General features: G+C 67.4%; 19 protein-coding genes. 6 read left to right on the top strand and 13 right to left on the bottom strand.

Going from position 1 to position 24,320, the window contains the following annotated elements; translation table 11 throughout:
• Positions 1 to 95: 95 nt before the first annotated feature.
• Positions 96 to 1,994: an oligoendopeptidase F gene (gene pepF / locus C1O66_RS14165; RefSeq protein ID WP_165794609.1), complete on the top strand. Its 1,899-nt coding sequence runs from the start codon at positions 96 to 98 to the stop codon at positions 1,992 to 1,994.
• A 355-nt stretch (positions 1,995 to 2,349) separates the two neighbouring features.
• Here the strand turns inward: pepF and C1O66_RS14160 are convergent, their stop codons facing one another.
• From C1O66_RS14160 to purB, 6 genes are all read right to left on the bottom strand, one after another.
• On the bottom strand, positions 2,350 to 3,012 hold the full coding sequence (locus C1O66_RS14160) for a flavin reductase family protein (RefSeq protein ID WP_102768472.1): 663 nt from the start codon (positions 3,010 to 3,012) through the stop codon (positions 2,350 to 2,352).
• Between the two features lie 70 nt (positions 3,013 to 3,082).
• Positions 3,083 to 3,631, bottom strand: coding sequence for a GNAT family N-acetyltransferase (locus C1O66_RS14155; protein WP_102768471.1), 549 nt, complete (start codon positions 3,629 to 3,631; stop codon positions 3,083 to 3,085).
• Positions 3,628 to 4,143, bottom strand: coding sequence for a GNAT family N-acetyltransferase (locus tag C1O66_RS14150; RefSeq protein ID WP_102768470.1), 516 nt, complete (start codon positions 4,141 to 4,143; stop codon positions 3,628 to 3,630). Before C1O66_RS14150 ends, C1O66_RS14155 begins: the two co-directional genes overlap by 4 nt.
• Positions 4,144 to 4,147: 4 nt before the next feature.
• Positions 4,148 to 4,513, bottom strand: coding sequence for a DUF1801 domain-containing protein (locus tag C1O66_RS14145; RefSeq protein WP_102768469.1), 366 nt, complete (start codon positions 4,511 to 4,513; stop codon positions 4,148 to 4,150).
• 709 nt (positions 4,514 to 5,222) lie between these two features.
• Positions 5,223 to 5,933, bottom strand: coding sequence for a VPLPA-CTERM sorting domain-containing protein (locus tag C1O66_RS14140; RefSeq protein WP_102768468.1), 711 nt, complete (start codon positions 5,931 to 5,933; stop codon positions 5,223 to 5,225).
• 166 nt (positions 5,934 to 6,099) lie between these two features.
• Positions 6,100 to 7,485 carry an adenylosuccinate lyase gene (gene purB / locus C1O66_RS14135; protein WP_102768467.1) on the bottom strand — a complete coding sequence of 462 codons (1,386 nt, stop codon included), beginning with the start codon at positions 7,483 to 7,485 and terminating at the stop codon, positions 6,100 to 6,102.
• Positions 7,486 to 7,939: 454 nt separating this feature from the next.
• Here purB and C1O66_RS14130 point away from each other — a divergent pair, with 454 nt between their 5' ends.
• The gene (locus C1O66_RS14130) at positions 7,940 to 11,605 is read left to right on the top strand and encodes an alpha-1,6-glucosidase domain-containing protein (RefSeq protein ID WP_243392800.1); all 3,666 of its coding nucleotides are present in this window, start codon (positions 7,940 to 7,942) and stop codon (positions 11,603 to 11,605) included.
• Between the two features lie 27 nt (positions 11,606 to 11,632).
• Here the strand turns inward: C1O66_RS14130 and C1O66_RS14125 are convergent, their stop codons facing one another.
• The 6 genes from C1O66_RS14125 to C1O66_RS14100 all read right to left on the bottom strand — a co-directional run bounded on the left by C1O66_RS14125 (position 11,633) and on the right by C1O66_RS14100 (position 17,195).
• Positions 11,633 to 12,769: a M48 family metallopeptidase gene (locus C1O66_RS14125; RefSeq protein ID WP_102768466.1), complete on the bottom strand. Its 1,137-nt coding sequence runs from the start codon at positions 12,767 to 12,769 to the stop codon at positions 11,633 to 11,635.
• Positions 12,763 to 13,938 (bottom strand): YjgN family protein, encoded by a 1,176-nt coding sequence (locus C1O66_RS14120; RefSeq protein ID WP_102768465.1) that lies wholly within the window; start codon positions 13,936 to 13,938, stop codon positions 12,763 to 12,765. The genes C1O66_RS14125 and C1O66_RS14120 overlap by 7 nt, the downstream gene beginning before the upstream one ends.
• Positions 13,939 to 14,099: 161 nt before the next feature.
• Positions 14,100 to 14,660, bottom strand: coding sequence for a GNAT family N-acetyltransferase (locus C1O66_RS14115; RefSeq protein WP_165794608.1), 561 nt, complete (start codon positions 14,658 to 14,660; stop codon positions 14,100 to 14,102).
• A 31-nt stretch (positions 14,661 to 14,691) separates the two neighbouring features.
• Positions 14,692 to 15,582, bottom strand: a complete 891-nt coding sequence (locus C1O66_RS14110) for a serine hydrolase (protein ID WP_102768463.1) — start codon at positions 15,580 to 15,582, stop codon at positions 14,692 to 14,694.
• 81 nt (positions 15,583 to 15,663) lie between these two features.
• The gene (locus C1O66_RS14105; protein ID WP_102768462.1) at positions 15,664 to 16,242 is read right to left on the bottom strand and encodes a cytochrome b; all 579 of its coding nucleotides are present in this window, start codon (positions 16,240 to 16,242) and stop codon (positions 15,664 to 15,666) included.
• A gap of 62 nt (positions 16,243 to 16,304) precedes the next feature.
• A complete protein-coding gene (locus C1O66_RS14100) occupies positions 16,305 to 17,195 on the bottom strand; it encodes a class I SAM-dependent methyltransferase (protein ID WP_102768461.1) in 891 nt (296 codons plus the stop codon).
• A 196-nt stretch (positions 17,196 to 17,391) separates the two neighbouring features.
• Here C1O66_RS14100 and C1O66_RS14095 point away from each other — a divergent pair, with 196 nt between their 5' ends.
• Positions 17,392 to 18,021, top strand: coding sequence for a glutathione S-transferase family protein (locus tag C1O66_RS14095; RefSeq protein WP_102768460.1), 630 nt, complete (start codon positions 17,392 to 17,394; stop codon positions 18,019 to 18,021).
• Between the two features lie 200 nt (positions 18,022 to 18,221).
• Here C1O66_RS14095 and C1O66_RS14090 read toward each other — a convergent pair whose 3' ends face one another.
• Positions 18,222 to 21,212, bottom strand: coding sequence for a M12 family metallo-peptidase (locus C1O66_RS14090; protein WP_102768459.1), 2,991 nt, complete (start codon positions 21,210 to 21,212; stop codon positions 18,222 to 18,224).
• A gap of 174 nt (positions 21,213 to 21,386) precedes the next feature.
• Here C1O66_RS14090 and C1O66_RS14085 point away from each other — a divergent pair, with 174 nt between their 5' ends.
• The 3 genes from C1O66_RS14085 to C1O66_RS14075 all read left to right on the top strand — a co-directional run bounded on the left by C1O66_RS14085 (position 21,387) and on the right by C1O66_RS14075 (position 24,299).
• Complete coding sequence (locus tag C1O66_RS14085; RefSeq protein ID WP_133155222.1) at positions 21,387 to 21,896, top strand: hypothetical protein; 510 nt, start codon at positions 21,387 to 21,389, stop codon at positions 21,894 to 21,896.
• A 222-nt stretch (positions 21,897 to 22,118) separates the two neighbouring features.
• Complete coding sequence (locus C1O66_RS14080) at positions 22,119 to 22,685, top strand: cohesin domain-containing protein (RefSeq protein ID WP_243392799.1); 567 nt, start codon at positions 22,119 to 22,121, stop codon at positions 22,683 to 22,685.
• Positions 22,686 to 22,823: 138 nt separating this feature from the next.
• Positions 22,824 to 24,299 carry a M20 family metallopeptidase gene (locus C1O66_RS14075; protein ID WP_102768456.1) on the top strand — a complete coding sequence of 492 codons (1,476 nt, stop codon included), beginning with the start codon at positions 22,824 to 22,826 and terminating at the stop codon, positions 24,297 to 24,299.
• The last annotated feature ends 21 nt before the right edge of the window (positions 24,300 to 24,320 follow it).

The following is a 24,320-nucleotide window of genomic DNA, read 5'->3' as shown; positions in this document are numbered from 1 at the left end:
TCCCGCTGTGACCTGCGGCTGGCCCGGCCGCGCCGCGGACAATGCGGGCCTTCGCCAGCTCCCTTGCTCCCGCCGCGCCGGGACCGCCCTTCGCCATGCAACGTACCGCTCTTGCCCTCGCCGCTGCCTTGCTGCTGCTGCAATCCACCGCGCCGACTCAGGCCGCCGCCAAGCCTGTGGCCCAGCAAGCACAGGCCGCCAACAGCGCCGCCGGCACCCAGGTCTGGGACCTGAACCAGCTCTACCCCAGCGATGCCGCCTGGGAGGCTGAGCGCCTGGCCTTGCTGGCCGAGCTGCCCAAGGTCAAGACCTTGCAGGGCACGCTGGGCCAGAGCGCGCAAAGCCTGCGTGCCGGCCTGGACCAGATCTCGGCCCTGCGCCTGCGCCTGAACCGCCTGCAGGCCTATGCCTTCCAGAAGGCCGACGAGAACACCCAGCACAGCGACAACCAGGCGCGCCGCCAGCTGGCCGATGCCGTGGGCAACCAGCTGGGCGAGGCCGCATCCTTTGTCAGCGCCGAGGTCGGCGCCATCGGCCGCGCCAAGGTCGAGGCTTTCCTGGCCGCCGAGCCCGGCCTGGCCAAGCATGGCCAGGGCCTTCGCACCATGCTGCGCCTGGCCGAGCACACGCTCAGCCCCAAGGAAGAAGCCCTGCTGGCCGCCGCCGCCGAGCCGCTGCAGCAACCCGGCGCCATCTACGGCTTGCTGAGCAATGCCGACCTGCCCTGGCCCAAGATCACGATCCGCGGCAAGACCGTGGTGCTCGACCAGGAGCAGTACACCGCCTACCGCTCGGATGCCGACCCCAAGGTGCGCGCGCAGGTGTTCAAGGCCTTCTGGCCCGTCTACAAGGCCTACGAGCGCACGCTGGGCGCCGTCTACGCCGCCAATCTGCGCGGCACGGTCTTCATGGCCCGGGCGCGCAACTACCCCAGCAGCGTGGCCATGGCCCAGGGCAGCGACAACATCCCCGAGGCCGTCTACCGCAGCCTGGTGCAGGAGGCCAACGCCGGCCTGCCCACCCTGCACCGCTATCTGAAGCTGCGCAGCCGCGTGCTGGGCCTGAAAGCTCCGGGCTACCAGGACATGTATGTGCCCCTGGCCAAGCCCTCGGGCCAGTACCCGCAGGCCGAGGCTGAAGCCCTGACCCTGGCCGCCCTGCAGCCCATGGGTGCTGAGTACACCGGCAAGCTGGCTGCCGCCTTCAAGCAGAACTGGATGCACTCGGTGCCGCAGCGCGGCAAGGTCTCGGGTGCGTACATGAACGGCGCGGCCTACGATGTGCACCCCTATCTGCTGATGAGTTACAACGGCGATTACCTGGCCATGTCCACCCTGGCCCACGAGTGGGGCCACGCCATGCACTCGGTCTATTCGAACGCCAACCAGCCTTTCGAGACGGCCGACTACTCGACCTTCATCGCCGAGATCCCCTCCACCGCCAACGAGCTGCTGCTGGCCGACTACATGGTCGCCAATGCCAAGACACGCGATGAAAAGATCTTCGCCCTGAGCCAGCAGCTGGAGAACATCCGCAGCACCTTCTTCCGCCAGGCCATGTTTGCGGAGTTCGAGCTGGCCTCGCACGAAGCGGTGGAAAGGGGCGAGGCCGTCACCGGCGAGCGCCTGAGCCAGATCTATCTGGACCTGCTCAAGCGCTACCACGGCGACGCGCAGAACGTGGTCAAGATCGACCCGCTCTACGGCATCGAGTGGGCCTACATCCCGCACTTCTACCGCGACTTCTACGTGTACCAGTACGCCACCTGCATCAGCGCCGCGGCCTACTTCGCCGAGGGCATCGGCCAGGGTGACAGCGCCCTGCGTGAGCGCTTTTTCACGCTGCTGAAATCAGGCAGCTCAGCCGATGCCTACGCCCTGACCCGCGCCGCCGGCGTGGACCTGGCCACGCCCGCGCCCTACCGCGCCTTGCTGCGCCGCATGGATCGCGCCATCGATCAGCTGGAGCAGCTGCTGGCGCAGAAGAAAAACTAAGCCCGCCAGGCGGGGCGGGCGCGTTTCAGCGCGCGGGCAGCAAAGCCCTTTGCATGAAGAAGCGCGCACCGCCCTGCGGGTAGTCCGCCAGCTCGCCGAAGCAGCGGTAGCCCTGCTTCTCGTAGAAACCGCGGGCCTGCGCGGCAGATGGAGATGGCGTGCCATCCGGTCGGGGAGCATCGCGCGGCGCAAGACCTGACCCTCGAGCCCCTGCATCAGCTGGCGCGCCGCGTGCGTGTCATCTTTGGTGCAGGTCTGGGCCTGCACCCAGTCGAATTGCTCCTCGGCATGGCGAGGCCGCGAAGGTCAGAGAGAGGGCTCCGGCGATTCTTTCATGGCCGCTCGCCGCTCCTGCTCAAGAGGCAGGCCGCTGCTTCCACGGGGCGTAGCGCTCCTCCGGCCCTTGGGCCAGGCGCGAGGGCAGGGCTTCGCGTTCACCGCTGTACAGGCCACGGAACTTCATCAGCAGCGGCAGCCACTTCGCGGGGGCTATGCGCTCCGACTGCGGGCCGGGCTGCAGAATCGTCTCGTCCACATGGGCGCGCAGCAGGCGCAGCTCGACCATGCAGCTGGCGATGGGCAGGCGCGGGTCCTGCGTGCCGAAGGGGCGGATGTCCACGACCTGGGCCTCCAGCTGCACCTGGCATTCGCGCACGCGTGGCGGCGCCACCTGCTCCGAGGGCTGGGCGCTCAGGCCGGCCTCGCCGAACTTGTCCGCCACATGGCGGTAGCCCAGCCATTGCTTGTGCGGGGGCAGCTGGGGCGTGCCGGTGCACAAGGCCAGGCGGTTGACGGCCTCGGCATTGGCGGCGCTGGCCAGGTTCAGCACGCATTCGCGCTGGCGCTGCAGGTTCAGCAAGGTCTGCGAGCTGGCATCCAGGCCCAGCATGCAGCTCCAGCCCAGCCACCACGCCGAGGACATGGGTGCCAAGTTGGCGCTGCCGTCTTCGTTGAGGCTGCTGATCAGGACCACCGGGGTGCCCCAGTAGTGGATGGCGGGTTCGATCGTGCGGTGCATGGCTATGGGCTCCTGGTGCGTGGGTCGGGCGGGTGTGGAGCCACCAGTCTTGCCTCGGACGGCCGAGCCGTCAGCCCGCTTCTTGCGATCCGCTCAAATCCAGCGTCATGAAGCACCAGCCCGGGTGCATGTGCTCGGGCACTTCCGCGCCCGGGTAGGGCCCGGAGTCGCGGAAGCCGTGGCGGCGGTAGAGCTGGTGGGCCGAGCTCATGAAGGGGGCGGAATCCAGACAGAGCCGCTGCAAGCCCAGGCTGCGGGCATCGCCGATCAACTGCCTGACCAGGGCGTCGCCCAGGCCCTGACCGCGGTGGGTCGGGCGCAGGTAGATGCGCTTGAGGTCGCCCAGCTCCGGCGTCAAGGCGCGCAAGCCGCCCATGCCTACCAGTTCGCCGCCCAGGTAGACCAGGTAGAAGCGACCGCCCCGTGGCTGACAGATTTCATCGAGATGCAGATCGATGTAGTCGTCCAGGGGCATGCCCAGGGCTTGCTCGGTGGACAAGGCCAGATGCTGCTGCAGCTGGCCCATCACCCAGCTCATGTACTCGCTGTTCAGCTGCCGCAGGGCCGAGCGGTCGCGGGCGAGCTCGGAGGGGCGCAGCGTGATGCGGGCCGGGCTCATGGCGAAGGGCCCTCCTGCCAGGCGTAGAGCAGCAGCTCGCGGCTGCCATCGGCGCTGCGGATCCGGCGCTCGAACTGCAGGCCCAGCTTGCTCAGCAGCTTCTGCGAAGCGTGGTTGTCCTCGCGCGTGGTGGCCAGGATGCGGCGCAGGCCCAGGGCGCCGCGCGCACGCGCCATCGCCGCGCTCGCGGCCTCGAAGGCCAGGCCGCGGCCGGCGTGTTCGGGCAGAAAGGCAAAGCCGATGTCGGGCGCGTCCAGATACTCGCGCTGGGCCAGGCCGCACATGCCCACGGTCTCGCCGGTTTCGTGCAAGACCACGGCCTCGAAGCCAAAACCATGCTGGGCATAGCTGGCCAGCGCGCCTTGCTCCAGATAGCGTTCGGCCTCGGCCAGGGTGTGCACGCCCCGGTCGCCGATGTAGCGCAACCAGCTGGGCTCGTTGAGCAGGCGCAGCATGAAGCCGGCGTCTGCCAGGGTGAAGGGGCGCAGGGTCAGGCGTGCAGTTCTCAGCATCTCGTCATGATGCCTGAGCCGCTTGATGATGGGCGAGCTTCAGGTAGTGCGCCAGCTGCTTGGCCTCGATGTCGGCGAGGCGCTGCAGCTTGAGGTGGCGGCGCAGCTTGCCGCTGCCCTCGAGCAGGCCGTGCTCATCCGGCATGGCCGCGCCCTGCCCGAACTCGACCGAGACATGCGCCTTGTAGACGAACAGGCCGCAGAAATGCTGCGATCCAGACGCAAACAAGATGCCGCCGTACTTGATCTCCTCCGCCAAAGGCTTGAACTCACGCTTCATCAGGGCGCGCACGGCCAGCGCGATGCTGTGGCCGTCTTCGTTCAGCAGGCGGATGTCATTGAGCCAATGTTCGATTGATCGAGCGGCCATGGCGGAGCTCCGGTGGTCTGTGGAGTTTGAATGCTAGTCAATGGCTCTTGCCAACGGGGTGGCAGCAGCCTGATGCCGCGGCGGCATGGTCGTTCAGATCGTCCCGAAATGTGGGGTGGCCGTCGAACTGCGGGCCGCCAAAACCTTGGATCGGTCATGCCGACAGATCATGCTGCGCTTTCTCGCTGCGGCGGCTCGGCCCGCCGCCGGGCTCATGGTTCGCGGGTCGGCTCTGTGAGCCGACTCCCCTCGGTGCTCACTGCGCGGCTCAGCGGCGCCAAACTCCCTCCGTTCGCTGCGCTCACTGTGGTCAAACAGTGGCGCCGAGCCAGAGCTTGAAGCGCGTGAGTACACGCGCCTGAGCCGCTCCGCTGCGCCCTCGGCCGCGCACAAATCGCCCGTCGGCGGGCCGAGCCACCTCCGGAGGTGGCGTGTTCCACCGTTGATGGGGCACATCGATCGCGATGCAAGCGCCCTGCAGCCCGTGCCGCTGCCGGGCGATTTGTGCAGGGCCGAGCAGCACAGCGCCTCGGGGCGCGCACGTACTCGTGCGCTTCAAGTTCTGACTTGGCGCTTCTGTCTGAACGGAGCGAACGCAGGGAGCGAAGTGAGTTATGCGCCAGCCCCGAGGCGCGAGCAGCGCAGGGAAGTCGGCCCGCCAGGGCCGACCCCGGAACCATGAGCCCGGTGGCGGCACGGGCTGCAGGGCCTAGTCCATGGCATGCTGTGCGGCATGTTGGCGTCGCTGGATGCCCATGAGACCGGCCAATCCACCCAGCAGCAGCCACACCGAAGCGGGTTCAGGCACCACGGCCACCGTCGAGAAGGCGATGCCGTCCAGGGTCACAGGTACTTGCGGACTCAGGGCCATGTTCTGGAAGCGCAGCTCGGCGATCTGTCCGGCATAGGCCGAGAGGTCGGCGGCCCAGGCATTGGCTGAAGCACCAGCCACACCCGTGAGCGCTTGCCCGTTCACGAACAGCTGCAGCGGGCCTGTGCCCAGCCATTGCAGCGAGCGTGTGTCCAGCGGAATCAGGGCGGTCTGGCTCAGGTAGGCCGGCACCCAGGCGGAGCCCGGGTCCAGGCTTGAGGCATGGCCGCTGGCAAAGGACAGGCTGTAGCGCCCCTGCAGCACGTTCGAGCCCGCCTCGCGATCGAGCAAGGCGTACCAGGGGCTGATCCCGACATGGGGCAGGTCCTGGTAGACGTAGTCGGTGTCACCGTTGCCGCCGCTTCCCCCGATTCCGCCGTGGCTCCAGCCCGGTGCAGCGGCAGCCCAGCTCAGCAGGCCGGGGGCCGGACCCGGGCCTGCGGCCGGGTTCGCGGCCTCAAAGTCGAGGTTGCTGAAGCTCTGGGCCCACAGCCCGGTGCTGCACAACAGCAGGGCAGTCAGGCTCAGACATTGACGCAGCTGACGCATGGCGATACCTCCCGGGGTGGCGCTGTGAAGCAAGCAGACGCGGCATCATGGCACCGGGCGCGGCGACGACACTACGGAAAGACACCCAGAAAAAAGCGCCCCGGAGGGCGCTGGTGATCGGTGAAAGCCCGGGTGGCGGGCTTTGCACGGCGCGAGCGGTTCAGGCTCAGATGCGGCGCGCCAGCTCTTCGGCCTTGCCGGTGTAGCTGCCTGGGGTCATGGCCAGCAAGCGGGTCTTTTCGGCTTCGGGCAGTTCCAGGCCGGTGATGAACTCGCGGATCGATTCGGCCGTGATGGCCTTGCCGCGGGTCAGCTCCTTCAGGCGCTCGTAGGGGTTGGGCAGGGCATAGCGGCGCATCACGGTCTGGATGGGCTCGGCCAGCACTTCCCAGGCGCTGTCCAGGTCTTGCGCCAGGGCGGCTTCGTTCAGCTCCAGCTTGTCCAGGCCCTTGAGCAGGGATTCATAGCCCAGCACGGCGTAACCGATGGCCACGCCCATATTGCGCAGCACGGTGGAGTCGGTCAGGTCACGCTGCCAGCGGCTGATGGGCAGCTTCTGGCTCAGGTGGGTCAGCAAGGCATTGGCCAGGCCGAAGTTGCCCTCGGCGTTTTCGAAGTCGATCGGGTTGACCTTGTGCGGCATGGTCGAGGAACCGATCTCGCCGGCCTTGGTGCGCTGCTTGAAGTAACCCAGCGAGACATAACCCCAGACATCGCGTGACCAGTCGATCAGGATGGTGTTCAGGCGCGTGGTCGCGTCGAACAGCTCGGCCATGTAGTCGTGCGGCTCGATCTGGATGGTGTAGGGGTTGAAGGTGAGGCCCAGCTGGCCTTCGATCACGCGCTGGCTGAACGCCTCCCAGTCGAACTCGGGCCAGGCGCTCAGGTGGGCGTTGTAGTTACCGACGGCGCCGTTCATCTTGGCCAGCAGTTTCACCTCGGCGATGCGGGTGCGCGCCGTGCGCAGGCGGGCCACGACGTTGGCGATCTCCTTGCCCACGGTGGTGGGGCTGGCGGTCTGTCCGTGCGTGCGGCTGAGCATGGGCGTGGCGGCAGTGGCATGGGCCATCTCGCCCAGCTTGGCGATGATGCGGTCCACCGTGGGCAGCAGCACGTCCTGGCGCGCTGCCTTGAGCATCAGGCCGTGGCTGGTGTTGTTGATGTCTTCGCTGGTGCAGGCGAAGTGCACGAACTCGCCGGCCGCCTTCAGCTCGGCGCTGGCGTCGAAGCGGGCCTTGAGCCAGTACTCGACCGCCTTGACGTCGTGGTTGGTGGTCTTCTCGATGTCCTTGATCGCTTGCGCGTCAGCTTCCGAGAAGCGGGCCACCAGGCCGCGCAGCAGGCCGCGAGCGGCTTCGCTCAAGGGCTTGAATTCGGCAAAGCCGGCGTCGGACAGGGCGATGAACCACTCGACTTCGACCTGCACGCGGCGGTGCATCAGGCCGTACTCGGACAGCAGCGGGCGCAGCGGCGCCACGCGTGCGGCGTAGCGGCCATCCAGGGGCGAGAGGGCGCTGATCGAGGAGAGCGAGGCGTTGGACTGGGTGGTCATGGCAGTGGGCGGCTGCGGGCCGCCAGGGCTGATGAGGGGGAGGTGCAGAGGGCGCTGAGCTTCCGGCCGGCCAGACTGCTGCAGCGAAACGCGCTCACCCGTCGTCAAACAAAGAAGGGCGCGCGCCGCCACCGGCTCAGGAAAAACCCGCAGATTTTAACCGGCGATGACAGGGCGATGAAAACCGCGTGCCTGCCGCCCGCGTGGCGTCGAGTCGCTGCCGCGGCTTGCGCTTTTGATCTCGTACTTTGACTACAAATATTGTTTTCATCGTGAATAAATACCGGGAAACCACCAGCTATCGAATGTAGTTTTACTTCACTAGCATCGCGCTGCCTGAACCAGCCACGCTCGTGGCCCGGTGCTGGGCGCACGGTGCGAGGGCGAGTGAGCGGCCAGATGGCGCGCCCGATGCTCTGCGCGCGGCTCTCCTCGAACGCAAGGAAGAACAGACATGGGTATGCACCTGGAATGGGCCCGCGCGGCCCGGTGGTTGGCTCATCAGGCCCGCGGCGTTTGCGTGGGCCTGGCCTGCGTGGTCTTGAGCGCCTGTGGCGGCGGTCAGGCCGAGGAGGCGGGGCCCTCGACGATGAGCCAGGCCGCGGCCGCTGCAACGGCCGCGGCCCCCGAGGGGCTGGCCGGCGCCGGCCCGCGGGTGATCGATGCCAACACCACGGTGTTGATCCCGGTGCCCTCGGTGCCCGCCACGCCCGCCGTGCAGCCCAGCAGCCGTGTCAAGGCTGCTGCCGCCCGCGTGGCCACCGAAGCCGGCACCTCGCTGCGCGTGCACTACCGCCGTGCCGATGGCGACACCAGCGGCTGGCAGCTGCACAGCTGGGGTGCGGCGCAAAGCCCGGCCTGGAACGGCGGCTGGAACGCCAGCGGCAGCGATGACTTCGGCGCCATCTACGACGTGCCCCTGGCCGCCGACAGTGGCACGGTCGGCTACCTGCTGCACAAGGGCGATTGGAAGGACTGGGGCGGTGCCGACCAGAGCTATGTGCTCAAGCCCGGCGCCAACGAGATCTGGCGCGTCGAGGGTGACAACGTCACCTACACCAGCAACCCGCTGGGCCTGCCTGTGCCGAATCTGCACACCGTGCGCGTGCACTACCAGCGCTTCGACGGTGGCTACAGCAGCTGGGGCTTGCATCTGTGGAACGGCAGCGGCCTCAATGTCGCCGCGCTGCCGGCCGGCCTGCCCATCGACCAATGGGGTGCGCCCGTGGCCTTCAACGCCATGCCGGGCTATGCGGCCGGCGCGGGCGAGATCGTCTTTGACATCCCCGTGCTCAACCCGCGCGACGATGCCAGCCGCAAGGCCCTGGAGTTCATCATCCACGGCATGGCGCCGAACCAGAACGACAAGGACGGCCGCGACAACAACATCCGCGTCGACTACGCCGGCCTGAAGATCCAGAACCAGGTCGGCGAGATCTGGCTGGTGCAGCAGGACGCCACCGTCTACACCGCACCGCCTGATCTGCGCTCGGTCTCCAGCAGCGACGCCCGCGCCGTCTGGCTCAACCGCCGCCTGCTGCAATGGCCGCGTGTGTTCGCGGCCTCCGCGCCGGCCGGCACGGTGGTCAAGCTCTACCACTCGGCCACCGGCCAGATCGTGGTGGCCAAGGATGCACCGGTCAGCGGTGCCGATGGCGCCATCACCCTCGATGCCTTCAGCGGCAATGTGCCGGCGGCCGAGGCCCTGCGTTTCAAGTACGTGGCGGCGGGCGGTGTGTTCCAGGTGCGGGAGGCCGATCTGCCGCGCCTGCCGCAGCTGCACACCCAGCAGCTGGTGCTGGTGCAGGAAAACGCAGCCGGCCAGGTGCAGAACGCCAGCACCGCGCAGATCGCCGGCGCGCTTGACGACCTCTACAGCGCTGCCGCCGAGGTGAACGATTACGGCGCGACGGTGAAGAACGGCCGCACCCAGTTCAAGCTCTGGGCGCCCACGGCCCAGGCCGTGCAAGTGGTCGTCACCGCACCGAGCAGCAACCCCTTCCTCAGCCGCAGCCAGACGGTGGACCTGCAGCGCGACCCGGCCACCGGCGCCTGGAGCGCCAGCCTGGCCGGTGAGCTGAACGGCCGCAGCTACCGCTATGCCGTGACGGTGTTTGTGCGCGGCGTCGGCCTGGTGCGCAGCCTGGTCACCGACCCCTATTCCCTGGCCCTGACCCTGGGCAGCCAGCAAAGCGTGGTGGCCGATCTGCAAAGCGCCAGCTTCAAGCCCGCCGGCTGGGACGCCAGTCAGCCGCCCGCCACCGTGCAGGCCACGCCGGACATGAGCATCTACGAGCTGCATGTGCGTGACTTCTCGGTCAACGACCCGACCGTGCCGGCCGACAAGCGCGGCAAGTACCTGGCCTTTGCCGAGAGCAACTCGAACGGCATGAAGCATCTGCGCGCCCTGGCCCAGAGCGGGCTCACGGATGTGCATCTGCTGCCCGTCTTCGACATCGCCAGCGTGCCCGAGAAAGGCTGCGTGACGCCCAATCCCAGCGGCAGCGCCGACGGCGAGGCCCAGCAGGCCCTGGTCAGCGCCACGGCCGGCAGCGACTGTTTCAACTGGGGTTATGACCCCTACCACTTCACCACGCCGGAAGGCAGCTATGCCAGCAGTGTGGCCGACCCGGCCGCGCGCGTCGTCGAGTTCCGCCGCATGGTGCAGGCGCTCAACGCCGCCGGCCTGCGCGTGGGCATGGACATGGTCTACAACCACACCAGCGCCTCCGGCCTGAACAGCGCCTCGGTGCTGGACAAGGTGGTGCCCGGCTACTACCACCGCCTGAATGCCAGCGGCGGCATCGAGCGCTCCACCTGCTGCGAGAACACCGCGGCCGAGAACCGCATGATGGCCAAGCTGATGATCGACTCGGCCATCGTCTGGGTGCGCGACTATCACATCAGCTCGCTGCGCTTCGACATCATGGGCCACCATCCGCGCTCGGTGATGGTGGATCTCAAGGCCGCCGTCGAACGCGCCAGCGGCCGCCCGGTGCAGATCCTCGGTGAGGGCTGGAATTTTGGCGAGGTGGCCAATGGCGCGCGCTTTGTGCAGGCCGATATGCTGGGCCTGAACGGCACCGGCATCGGCAGCTTCAACCCCTTCATCCGCGACGCCGTGCGTGGCGGCAGCTCCTTCGACAGCGGCAACAACCAGTTCGCCAACCAGGGCTTCATCAACGGCCTGTTCTATGACGCCAATGCCTTCGGCGGCGGCAAGACCCGGGGCGACCTGATGTGGCATGGCGACCAGATCAAGGCCTCGCTGGCCGGCTCCATCCGCAGCTACGAGCTGCAGACCAGCTGGGATGCAAACCTGCGCCTGGAGCAGATCAATGTCGGCGGCCTGCCGGCCGGCTATGTGCTGGAGCCCGGTGAGGTGGTCAATTATGTGGAGAACCACGACAACACCAGCCTGTTCGACAACAACGTCTTCAAGCTGCCCGCCGGAACCAGCCGAGAAGACCGTGCCCGCGTGCAGGCGCTGGGCATGGCCATCAATGCCTTCAGCCAGGGTGTGGCCTACTTCCATGCCGGCGTGGACACCTTGCGCAGCAAGTCCATGGACCGCAACAGCTATGACTCGGGCGACTGGTTCAACCGCCTGGACTGGAGCTATGCCGACAACAACTTCGGCGTCGGCCTGCCGCCGCAGCGCGACAACGGCGACAACTGGCCGCTGCTGCGCCCGCTGCTGGCCGACCCGCTGATCAAGCCTGCCGCGGCGGACATCGCCTGGACCCGCGATGTCTTCCGCGACCTGCTGGCCATCCGCAAGAGCAGCAGCCTCTTGCGCCTGCGCAGCGCTGCGGACATCAAGGCCCGGCTCAAGTTCCACAACACCGGCTCCGCCCAGGAAGCCACGGTGCTGATCGGTCAGATCGACGGCCAGGGCTATGCCGGCGCCGGTTTCCAGGAACTGGTCTATGCCATCAATGTGGACAAGCAGGCCAAGCAGCTGACGGTGCCAGGCTTGCTCGGCCATGCCCTGCAGCTGCACCCGGTGCATCTGGCAGTGGGTGCAGCCGATGCGCGCGCGCGCCAGGCCAGTTTTGATGCGGCCAGCGGTGTGCTGAGCCTGCCGGCGCGCACGGCGGTGGTGTTCGTGCGGCCTTGAGTGCGCTTTCAGCGCGGCGCTGTTTCGTCAAGGCGCCGCGTTGAAGAAGGCGATGCGTTCGGCGTTCGCCGGATGGCTGGCGAAGGCCATGGGCAAGGGCGACTTGTCCCGGCCCTGCTGCTCTTGATAGGCATCGAGGCGCTCGAAAAAGCGCACCATCACCCGCGGCGAGATGCCGGCCGCCTGCAGCATCTGGCGGGCGTGCAGATCGGCCTCGCGTTCGAACTCGCGCGAGTAATCGGCCTGGGCCAGCCAGGCCGGCAAGCCGGCCAGCAGGGCCGAAAAATCACCGACCAGCAGCCCGCTCACGCCGGCCACCATGCCGGCCTGCAGCACCAGGCGCATGCCGTGGCGGTGGCGCACATGGCCCAGCTCATGGGCCAGCACGCCAGTGATGATGTCGGGCTCGCCCTCGGCCAGCTCGACCAAGGCATCGGTCAGCACGATGTCGCCGCCGGGCAGGGCAAAGGCATTGGGCCCCAGGGCCTTGGGGCCGGCACGGAAATGCAGGCGGTAGGCCGGCAAGGCGGTGGCCTGCGGCTCCAGCCCGGCACGCAGGATCTCGTCGCGGCGCACGGCCGCGGCCAGGCGCCGTGTGATCTCTTCTCGCCGCGCCTCGCTCAGCGTGCTGGGCTTGAGCCACATGCGGTCGACATGGTCCAGCGCCTCGCTGGCGATCTGCTGCTCCACGGCGTTGGGGATCAGTGCCGCACCGGCTTGCGCCACCCAGGGGATGCCCCAGACCCAGGCCGATGCGAGCAGGCCCGCACTCAGCAGCACGCTCACGCCGACCAGGCGCCAGCTGCGCATGCTGCGCACGGTCAGGCTGTCGCGCAGGCCGGAGGCCTGTGCCCAGGCATCCCAGCGTTGGCGGCCCTCGTCGGCCGGGTCCTCGCAAAGCATGCTGCCGTCGGGCAGCAGGGCCTGGCGCTCGCCATGGCGCAGGCGTTCGGGCCAGACCACCTCGCGTGCGGCATGGCAGGCCAGCACGGCCGCTGGGGGCGCATGCGAAGGGTCTGCCGCCGCTTGCAGACACAGCCAGCGTCCGTCCTCGCCAAGCCAGGCCCAGACAGGCTGGGCCTGGGCGCTGCGGCCATCAAACCATTGCGCGCGCAGACGCGGCTCCCCGCGCCAGGACGGGGGTGATACGGGCGGACTCACCATCCCATGTCAAAGCCGAAGAAGTCACCGGCGGCCTCGCCGCTGGCATCGTTGTGGGCTTCTTGCGCCTGCGCGCGCCACGCTTCGATATCCCCATGCACTTCCAGGGACACGGCCTCTAGGCGCAGCCGTGCGGTGCGGATGGCGGCGAAGGGGCGGTACAGGCTCAGCGTCAGGGCGGTGAGCAGCCAGTTGACCAGGGTCAGCCAGAGCAGGCTGCGAAAGCTCAGTCGGCTGTGGAACTCCAGACGCTCGCTGCGTGTACCCGACCAGACGAGGTTCTGCATGCGGGCAGAGAAGTAGGGTCCGATCATCATGAAATAAAGCAGATAGGCCAACAGCGCGATGCCCAGGCCGATGGCTGGATTCACCGCTCCGCTGGGCTTCAGCAGCATCACCAGGCCGACGGCTATCCCGATGGCCATGGCCAGGGGCAGCAGGGACAGCAGCAGGCCCTTGAGCACCAGGCCGTAGAACTTTCCCGCGCCCACTTGGAACTGCCCGCGCTGATCGGCGTAGCCGTAGCCCTCATGCTGGTAGCGCTTGATGCGGGCCATGAAGTAGGGGCTGAGCAGGACCATGCCGAGTAAACCCACCATACCGACCATGGCACCTGGCCCTGTTTGGTCCATGGGGTCATTCCAGGCCTGCCAGGCGCTGCCGGTCATCAACATCATGGCGGGGATGTAGAGCGGCGCCACCGCCTTGTAGGCACCGGCCAGATCGCCCTGAAAGCTCAGGCGCAGGCCACGCCAGCGCGTGTTACCCAGTCGGAACTGCAGGCCCGCGCGCCAGAGTGCCGGCCAGAGCGCACACAGCAGCAGATAAGCCAGCACGCCGGCGACCGGCGAAAAATGACCGGCCAGACCGTAGGCGCTGCCCAGCAGGAGCAGCAGCACAAAGCCGCGGAACATGGGCCAGGGCCGGCCATGAAAGCTCAGGGCCTGGCCGCCGACACGGGTGTTGGCGTAGAAGTAGCGCAGGCGCCGCACCTTGGCGAAGGGCAGGTAGAGCCCCAGGGTTACCAGGGTCAGCAGCAGGTTGACGATCCAGATGCGGAAGTACTCGCTGCCACTGCCGGTGAACTGGATCTTCAGGGTCTGCGGGCGGGCCGCCGCGCCGGCGACGGGCGTGGGTGCGTGGACGCAGGCGGCGTCGGGCAGTTCAAGCATGGCGGGTCCTCTCCCTCGGTGCGGCCTTTCGAGCGAAGGCGCTTGTTCCTGGTTTGCAGCCTCGCGCGCGCGAAGCGCCGGCAGTGTGCCCGGCCGCTGGCGGGGCGGCAAGCCGCTCCCTCTTCAGAGGGACAGGGTCTGCCCGAGGGCGCGCGCCAGCTTCAGCTGCGGCGCGCCAGCCATTCCGGCCGCAGCAGGCCGAAGACCTCGCTGTCGAGGTAGAGGCCGTTGATGAAGATCACGCCGCGTAGCCGGCCCTCGAACTGCAAGCCCGCTTTCTCGGCCACCCGGCGCGAAGCCAGATTGCCCGGCGCCAGCGCGGCGCAGACACGGTGGACCTCGAAGTTATGAAACACATGGTCGATCAGGGCGCGCGCGGCGGCCGTGCCCCAGCCCTGGCCACGGCGGGCGGGGTCGTCGATCTTCCAGCCCAGCTCGCGGGCGCTGGAGTAGCGGTGGGCCAGGAAATGCGAGGCAGAGCCGATCGGCTCGCCGCTCTCGGCCTCGCAGATGACCAGGCGCTCGGCCTCGTTGCTGGAGAAGCCGTCTTCGGCAAAGCGCTTCTTGAAGAACTGCGGGCTGCGCAGCATGGAGCCTTCGAACTCCGTGCGATCCCGCAGATCACCCGCCTGGGCCGCCAACCGTGGCAGGTCATCTTCGGTGACCGGGCGCAGCAGCACCCGGCGGGCGGGTAGTTGGCTGGAAGACGTGCTGGGGTTCATGCAGGGCTTTCGCTTTCGTCGGGGGGGGGGCTCAACCGTTCTTGGGGCTTCGTTCCAAGGACTTGCGGATCTTGGCCGCGTCGGCCAGGCGCTCGGCCGAGCCATCGGCGTCCAGCAAGACCAGGGTCACATCGCGGCCCGCCTTATCCTTCATGCGCAAGGCCAGGCAGCGACCGGCTTCTTCGGTGTAGCCGGTCTTGGACAGGCGGATGTCCCAGCCCTTGCGGCCGACCAGGCGGTTGGTGTTGCGGAACTCGACCGGCCGGCCGTTGATCAGCACCTTTTCCTTCAGGTCGCTGCTGAGCTTGCTGATCTGCGGGTAACGCGCGGCGGCGGCGGTGATCTTGGCCATCTCGCTCGCCGTGGAGCGGTTGCGGGCGGACAGGCCGGTGGGCTCGGCGATTTCGGTGCGCGTCAGTCCCAGCGCGCGGATCTTGGCCCGCACTGCCTGCTCAAAAGCCGGCAGTCCGCCCGGCAGGGTGCGGGCCAGGGCGGCGGCAGCGCGGTTGTCCGAAGACATCAGGGCCAGGTGCAGCGCTGCGCCGCGTGTCATCTGTGCCCCCACCGGCACGCGTGATGGGCTGTACTTGAGGGTGTCCACGTCCTCGCGCTGGATGCGGATGCGCGCCTTCAGGTCGGCCTTGGTGTCCAGCACCACCATGGCCGTCATCAGCTTGGTCAGAGAGGCGATGGGCACCTGGGTGTCGGCATCCTTGGCCATCAAGACCTTGCCGCTGCCGTTCTCCAGCACCAGGGCATGGCGGGCGTTGACGGGTAGCTGAAAGGCCGGCGCGCTATCAGCAGCGGCCGCTGGGCGGGCCGGCTTGGCCGCAGCGGGTGTGAGGAACAGGCCTGGGGCCGCCAGGGCAGAGAACCCCCATAGCGTGAAGAGGCGGCGGCGGGCGAGGGACGAAGAGGACATGCGACAACAAATCAGAGAGGGGCGCAGAAAAGCAGCGCGTCAGCCCGCCATTCTGCGCGCGATCGCCCGCGCCGCTGGGGTTCAGCGCTCGCTGCGGCCCAGCATGCGCAGCAAGGTGGCATCGCGGTCCAGCAGATGGTGCTTGAGCGCGCCCGCGACATGGAGCAAGAGCAGGGCGATCAGCAGATAGCCCAGGGCGCTGTGCACGCTTTGCGCCAGTTGGCTCAGGCCCTCGTGCAAGGGCAAGACCTCACCCGGGCGTTGCGGGTCTGCGTTGTGATGCATCAGGGTCAGGCCGAAGATGCCGAAGCCGTGGCCACTTCCGCCCGAGAAGGTCATGCCGCTGATGGGCATGGCCAGGGTGCAGAGCAGCAGCAGGCCATGGACCGCTTTCGCGAGGGTTTGCTGCAGGGCGGTGGCCGGGCTGGCAGCGGGCGGCCAGCCTTCCTTCAGCCGCCAGGCCGCGCGCGCCAGCGCCAGGGGCAGCACCAGCAGGCCGATGGATTTGTGGATGGGATACAGCGCCCAGGCCTCGAACTCGGCCATGTAGAGGCCCACGGCGGTGAGGCCGATCATGGCCAGCGCCAGAATCCAGTGCAGGGCGCGGGTGGGGGCGCTCAGAGGCGCCGAGTTGTGTTCGTGGATCGCTTGTGGGTTCATGGCACTTGGGTCACAGGGAGGGAAGGGGGAACGTCAGGAGCGCGGTGATCTTGGGGCCGGCTTCAACCATGTGGCCGACCGATCATGGCCAGGCAGCGGTAGCTCATGGTCAGGCGGCCTTGCTGCGCAAAGCGCGCGAACAGCTCGCCCAAGCGCTGGGTCAAGACCTGACCCTCCGCGCTGTCTCGGGCTGGAATGTAGGAGCGAGAGAACGCCAGGCTCAGCAAGCCCGCTGAATCCAGCTGGTGCTCGTGGTCCCAGTGTCGGCTGGCGGGCACGGGGCCTGCAAAGAAGGCGGCCAGCCCGGCGCGCTCATGGAGATCGCCCTGGCGGTTCATATGCTGCTTTTGCGCCTGTCGGCGCGCGCCACCAAATTCGTCAAACAAGGCATCGAGCGCTTCTTGCGTGGGGTCTTCGCTGCGGCGGTCGTTCCAGATCAAGGCCACTTCGGCCTTGGGCTTGAGCAGGCGCAGGCATTCCCGCCGGGCGGCTTCGATCTCGAACCAGTGGAATGCCTGGGCGGCCGTGATCAGGTCGGCACATCCGCTGGGCAGGCCGGTGGCTTCGGCCGTGCCTGCGCTCGCCGCGAATCCGGCCTGTTGGCCCAGGCGCTGTACGGCCAGAGCCCGCATGTCCGCGCTGGGCTCCACCGCTGTCACGCGCAAGCCCTGTTGCAACAAGTCGGCCGTCAACTGCCCGCTGCCCGCGCCCAGATCCACCACATGGGCCTGTTGTGGACCCAGGCCCGCGCTCGCTGCCGGCAGCCGGTCGTGCAGGTGCAGCAGCAGCTCGGCAGGGTAGTTGGGGCGGGCGGCCAGATAGTCGCCCGCCTTGCTCGAGAACACCGCAGCCACGCCGCCGGCCTGGCTGCCGAAGCTCTCTTGCAAGGCTTGCTGGCGCTCGTGCGCGGCGGTTTCGCCGGGCATGGGGTGGGGTGCGGCTGCTGCGCTCATGTCGCGCTCCCTCTCTGGTGTTGCGGCTTTTCTGGTGGCGGCATTTTTACCGTTATTTCCGAGGCTCGGTTCGCAGGCCGCGCGGCGATGCTGTGGGCCTCATGGCCTGCCTTGCCTGCCCGAGTCCAGCCGGTTTGTACAGGCTTTGCTGCAACAGTCCCATGGCTAGAATGAATCCGAGAGGCTTGTACACGCTATGAAATTGATCGGTTCACTCACCAGTCCCTACGTTCGCAAAGTGCGCATCGTGATGGCCGAGAAAAAGCTCGACTATCAGTTCCTGCTCGAAGACGTTTGGGCCAGTGACGCCATTCTGAAGATGAATCCCCTGGGCAAGGTGCCCTGCCTGGTCATGGAAGGCCAGGACTCGATCACCGGCGCGGTGTTCGACTCGCGTGTGATCGTCGAGTACGTGGACACCCTGTCTCCCGTGGGCAAGCTGATTCCCGAGCGCGGCCGCGAGCGCACCGAGGTGCGCACCTGGGAGGCCCTGGCCGATGGCGTGCTTGATGCCTGCGTGGCCGCCCGCCTGGAAGAACACTGGGCCGGCCGCACGCCCGAGCAGCGCAGCGCCGCCTGGGTCGAGCGCCAGATGGGCAAGGTCCACGCCGCCCTGGTGGCCATGAACCAGGGCCTGGGCGAGCGCGCCTGGTGCTCGGGCACGCATTTCTCGCTGGCCGACATCGCCGTGGGCTGCGCCCTGGGCTATCTGGATTTCCGCTTTCCCGCCCTCGACTGGCGCAGCGAGCATGCCCACCTGGCTCGCCACTTCGACAAGCTCAGCACCCGCCCGAGCTTTGTCGACACAGCGCCACCGGCCGCCTGACCGGCGCACTCGATTCAGGAACAACAAGGGCCTTGCAGATGCAAGGCCCTTTTTTCTTGCCCTGAGTGGGCACGGCTGTTGGCGGAGGTGAGGGCGGCATGAAGCGCGCATGAAAAAAGCCCCGCCTGAAGACAGTGCGGGGCTGGCTGGCTTGAGGCGCCGCATGCCCGAGGGCTGCGGCGCTGAGCGAGGCAGGAGACTTACTTGTTGCAGGTCTCCGACTGGGGCACGTTCTTGGACACGGCCACCATATCGCGGATGTCGACCACGCCGTCGCCGGTGATGTCGGCGCGCGGGTCGAAGCCGGGCTGACCGACGCGCTTGCCCAGGGAGGCGCGCACGATGGACAGGTCGGCGCAGCTGATGCTGCCGTCACCGTTGGCATCGCCGTACAGCTTGATGCTGAAGTCGGCGTTGGAGACGTCAAAGAAGACGTTGTCCACGGCTTCCACCTTGATGCGGGCCTTCTCTGCGGCCAGCACCGGCAGGGTGACCGAGCGGCTGCCGTTGTTGGGCACGGCAGCGGCCAGCACATGCGGGTAGGTGTAGCCGCCGTCGGTGGACAGGCTGATCTTCACCTGGCTGGCGTTGACCGGTGCCACATCGGTGTTGGCCACGCTCCAGGTCACGGTGTAGGCCGTGCCGCTGTTCAGCTGTTGCGCCGTGTTGGGCCAGGTCACCAGGAAGGGGCCAGCATTGGGTGCCAGCACCAGCTGGGTGTTGGCGCTGCTGACACCACCGCGACCGTCACGTGCTGTCAGGCGGAAGTTCAGCGAGGCCGGGCTGGCGTTGGTGCCTGCGAAGCCGACGTACGCTGCGGTCGGCAAGTACTCCGAGTAGCAGTCGATCTGTGCGCCCGTGGCGGTGCCGGAGACCGTCGGGCAGGCGCCGGTTTCGGCATTGGTGTTGTTGGCCAGGATCTGCGCCAGATCCGGGAACACCCGGGTCGGGTTGCTCGACACCAGGTTCTCGCCAGGCGAGTTGTACTTGACCGTGTCGGCTTCGGTGACCTCGGCGCGCAGGCCGAACTGGCGGAACAGCGGGCCATTGGTCTTGCCATTGGTCAGCAGTCCGGTGCCGGTGGCGGCGCCGCGGTCGTTTTGTTCCCACAGATAGGTCAGGGTGTCGCCTTCGGCATCGCTGGCGCTGCCGGTCAGGGCAAAGGGCGTGCGCACCGGGATGGTGTAGGCCGCCGGGGCGTTGACGACCGGCGCACTGTTGCCAGTTGCGCTTTGGTTGCCGCGGCGGTTGGTTTGACCGCCCGCTGCGATTTCGCCTACGTAACCCGTCACACCGGCGGAGGCATTGACCAGCTCCACAGTGGGCAGGTTGGTGCCGGCCAGGGTGCCGCCGAAACTCAGTGTGAAGGCGTTGTCGGTCAGCGAGCTGACGGTGACGGTGCCGCCGCTGGGCCAGCCCGGCATGGATTCCAGCGCCGATTTGATGCCGGAGGTGGTGAAGTTGGTACCGCGGACGATGGCGGCCGAGGTGTTGCCGGCATAGCGCAGCTGGAATTGCAGGCCGTTGGCATTGAAGCCACGCAGCACGGCCATCTGGCTTTCGCTGATCACGGTTTCGGCGCTGGTCGTGTAGGCCATGATTTCATCGAAGCTGCGCTGCGACCAGTAGGCGTCGCTGTGCGGCTGCAGATTGTCGGTGCTGCAGATGCCAGCGTAGGCCATGATGGAGGAGCCTGAACCCGGCTCCACCGAGGTGCCTGGGTTGCGGTTGCCGCCGGTGCAGCTGCCGCTCACGCCGTTGAAGGTGTGGTTGCCGGCGAACTGGTGGCCCATTTCGTGAGCCACATAGTCCACGGCGAACACGTCACCCACGGGTGTTGGCAGGCCGGTGCAGCCCTGTGCCTTGGCGCTGCCGCCAACCACGCCGAGGCTGGCGATGCCGCCACCGCCGGCGCCGACGCCGATGTGGCCGATGTCGAAGTTGCTGGCGCCCACAAGCAGACCGATGACCTGGCGCGTGCGCGTCAGGGTGGCCGAGGTGCAGCTGACGCTGGTCGAGGGGAAGCAGGCCGTGCCGCCGCAAGGACCGTTGGGGTCGGAGAACTGCGCGGCAGTGTTCAGGTTCAGTGCATCGTTGTTGGCGACCAGCACCAGACGGATCGCTGTCTCGTCTTCGTAGACCTGCGTGACGCGGTTGATCAGCGTGACCTTGGCGGCCGTCACATTGGCGGCGCCGTGGAAGTTGGCATAGCCGGGGTCAGACAACAGGGCCAGGCGATAGGTGCGCAGCTGAGTGCCCGAAGCGGCCGTGGGGCTCTTCGACTCATCCACCACATGGTAGGCGGCGGTGGCGGTGGTGTGGCCGTCACTGGCGCTGACTTCGTAGGCGCCGAGGTTGCGCGAAGGATCGGCTTGCACCGAGGTGCTCACCGTGCCTTCTTGATCGGCCACGACGGTCAAAGTCTGGCGGGCGCTGCTGTCGGTCTCGGGGTTGCGCACGGTGATGGTCACGGTGGCGCCAGGTACGAAGCCGAAGCCGCGCACTTCCACGGCATCGCCCGCATGGTAGAAGCCGCGGGTCAGGTCAATGTGCGCTTCATTCAGCAGGGGCTCGCGCAGGCTGTTGCTGGGCTTGGGCAGATCGCGGCTGTGATAGCTGGCGTAGACGCTGTCGTCCTGGTGGAAGTAGGGATCGATGTACCAGTTGCCCTTGGGCGTGCGCACTGAGGCGTGCAGGCCATGAGGTGTCATGTCCATGCGCACGGTGGCCTTGGGGTCATCGATGCCGCGGCCGGCGTAGGTCTTGATCTCGGGATGCTTGTCGGCCAGGGCCTGCTCCATCACCGGCGACTCGACCAGGGTGAAGCGTTGGAAGCCGCCGTTGGGGTGCGGCAGGGAGATGGTCAGCGGGCTCAGCTGGCCGGCGGTGGTGCGCTCCAGCGGCGCGCCGGCCGCGAAGGCGGCCATGCCGTTGCGGTCCAGCGTGGTGGCGCGGAACTTGGTGGGCTGGACATAGGGCACAGCGCCCTTGGCCGAGACCTTGGCCTTGCTGACCTTGGCTTCTTGCCAGAAGGCGCCGGTGGGTTGGTTGGCGCTGGCGGTCAGGCCGCTGCTGCGAGCTGCCGGGGCGGCCAAAGCGGCGGGGGCGGCAATGGTGCCGGCCAAGGCCATGCTCAAGGCAAGGATGCTGCCGCGTTGGCGGCGGAGCTGGGAAGACGGAGGCAGTTTCATGTGATGTCCTTTTTCGGGGCAAACTGGCTGGGGTTCGTGGGGGTGATGCGCGGGTGCGATCCACCTCGAAAACTCAGTAACGCAAGATTTCCGAGGACCGGCCATGCGACAGCCCGTGAACAAGTGCACGAAGATAGATGACAAGCTCTTGAGCTGTATAGAGGGTCAATCCTCATGAGTGTGCGTATGCGCCGGCCGGGTATGCCCTGGCGTTTGTGTCTGCTGGCCCTGTGCTGCGGCGTGGTGGCCGAAGGGGCGGCCGGGGCGGGAGAAGCCCCGCGCGATGGGGCCTCCCCCCCGATTCAGGTGATCACGCTGGAACGTGATTGCATGACTTGTGCGAATAGCAGCCGCTTGAGCCTGCATCGCAATGGCACAGCCAGGTTGACGCTGATCGGCAAGGCACGCTTGGGCGGCGTGGATCGACATTCGCGTGCCACATTGGCACGGGCGGACTTCGAGGCTCTGGTTGCCATGCTCGAGGAGCAGGGCTATTTCGCTCTGTCGGACAGCTACGACGATCCTGACACCCGCGATGGCGCCTGGGTGAACTGGCAGGTGGAGCGTGGTTCCGAAGTGAAACAGGTGTTCTGCCGCAGCGGTCTGGAGCCCGCCGCCTTGCTGCGTCTGGAGGCCGCCATGCAGGCCCTGCAAGCGCGCCTGAACTTCAACCCTGAGCCTTGAACAGGGGGTGTGCGCACAGGGGCTGGGGAATCCCCCCGTATCGAAGCCCTCGCGCTGATGAAAGACTTCGGATCACGAAGAACGTCACGTTCCGTTCATCCCAATACAGTTCCGCCAGGGAGCGGTCGTGCTAGGCGAAGCCCCACCCAAGGGTACGAGCTGGTCGAACCTGCCAGAACAGTGGGCCCCAGGTCCGAGGAGAAATTGATGCTGATGAAGAAGATGAATTTGAAGAAAAGCGCCGCTGCAGCCCTGGTGCTGAGCGCCCTGGCCTCGCAGGCCTGGGCCGATCCCAGCGTGTCCATCGTCGCCACGCCGGACCCGGCCGTGCAGGGCTCGACCGTCGGCATCGACATCCTGGTCTCCGGCATCAGCGATCTTTACGGCTACCAGTTCAGCCTGAACTTCAATCCGGCCATCCTGCAAGTGCTGGGTGTGACGGAAGGCAGTTTCCTGAGCACGGCCGGTAGCACCTTTGGTAGCACTGGCACCATCGACAACACCGCGGGCCAGATCAGCTACATCGCCAACACCCTGCTCAGCGCCGTGCCCGGCGCCAACGGCGGCGGTGTGCTGGCGCATATCGATTTCAATGTGACGGCCGTGGGCAGCAGCGCGCTGAGCTTCTCGGACGCCCTGTTCCTGAACTCCAATCTGGGTGACATCACCGTGCAGCTGAACGGCCGCACCCTGGACACCGTGGCCGCCGTACCGGAACCCTCAACCTATCTGATGCTGGCCGCTGGCCTCGTGGGCCTGGTGGCCTGGCGCCGCCGCCAGCCGGCCTGAGTTCCACTCCGCTAGGTCCGCAATGCGCCTTCGGGCGCATTTCTTTTTTGGGGCGCAGGGCAGGCCCGGCGGCAGCGGGCCGAACGGGCCTTGGCCTAAACTTGCAGGCTTCTCCGCCACAAGCAGCAGGAAACCACCATGAACGCTCGCGACCCTTCCTTGCCCCTGCAGCCCGATCAGGCCAGCGCCCTGGGCGAGTTCGCCTCGCGCGTCTGGGATGAAGAGATCGTCCCGGCGCTGACCCAGTACATCGCCATCCCGGCCAAGAGCCCCATGTTCGATGCCGAATGGGCCGCCAACGGTCACATCGACAAGGTGCTGCGCGATGCCGCCAGCTGGGTGGAGAGCAAGAAAGTGGCCGGCCTCAAGCTGGAGGTGATCCGCCTCGAAGGCCGCACGCCGGTGATCTTCTTTGAAGTGCCCGCCACCAAGGCCGACTGCCAGGACACCATCGTCCTCTACGGCCACCTGGACAAACAGCCCGAGTTCAATGGCTGGCGCAACGACCTCGGCCCCTGGACCCCCAAGTACGAAGACGGCAAGCTCTACGGCCGCGGCGGCGCCGATGACGGTTATGCCGTCTACGCCTCGCTGACCGCCATCATGGCGCTGGACAAGCAGGGCATCCCGCGCCCGCGCTGCGTCGGCATCATCGAGACCTGCGAAGAGTCGGGCTCCTACGACCTGCCGGCTTACATCGACGTGCTCAAGGAGCGCCTGGGCAATGTCTCCCTGGTCGTCTGCCTGGACTCCGGCGCCGGCGACTACAACCAGCTCTGGCTGACCACCTCGCTGCGCGGCATGGTCAGTGGCGTGCTCAAGGTCGAGGTGCTCAGCGAAGGCATCCACTCGGGCGATGCCTCGGGCGTGGTGCCGTCGTCCTTCCGCATCCTGCGCCAGGTGCTGGACCGCCTGGAGGATTCCAAGACCGGCCGCCTGCTGCCCGAGAGCTTCCACTGCGAGATCCCCGCGGCCCGCGTCGAACAGGCCCAGGCCACGGCCGCCATCCTCAAGGATGAGGTCTACAAGCGCATGCCCTGGGCTTGCGGGGCCGACGGCGGCCCGGTGCTGCCGATGACGGCCGAGCCGGTCGAGGTGCTGCTCAACCGCACCTGGCGCCCGACCCTGTCGGTGACCGGTGTGGACGGCTTCCCCGAGATGAAGAGCGCCGGCAATGTGCTGCGTCCCTTCACCGCCTTCAAGCTCTCGCTGCGTCTGCCGCCCCTGGTTGATGGCAATGAGGCGGCGCTGCGCCTCAAGGCCTTGCTGGAAGACAACGCGCCCTACAACGCCAAGGTCACCTTCGTGCCCGATGGCCGCGCCGGGGCCTACGGTGCCACCGGCTGGAACACGCCAGACCTCTCGCCCTGGCTCAGCCAGGCGCTCAACGAGGCCAGCGAGGCGCATTTCGGCGCGCCGGTCGGCTACATCGGCCAGGGCGGCACCATCCCGCTGATGAGCATGCTGCAGAAAGGCTTCCCGGCCGCGCAGATGGTGGTCTGTGGCGTGCTCGGCCCCAAGAGCAATGCCCATGGCCCGAACGAGTTCCTGCACGTGCCCTACGGCAAGCGCCTGACGGCCGCGGTGGCGCAGGTGATGGCGGCGCATCCGTGACTGGAGAGTGAATAGGTGAAC

The sequence above is a fragment of the Paucibacter aquatile genome, assembly GCF_002885975.1.
Lineage (GTDB): Bacteria > Pseudomonadota > Gammaproteobacteria > Burkholderiales > Burkholderiaceae_C > Paucibacter_A > Paucibacter_A aquatilis.
Note: the sequence above shows the minus strand (reverse complement) of the source record. Positions and strands in the feature narration are given on the sequence as shown.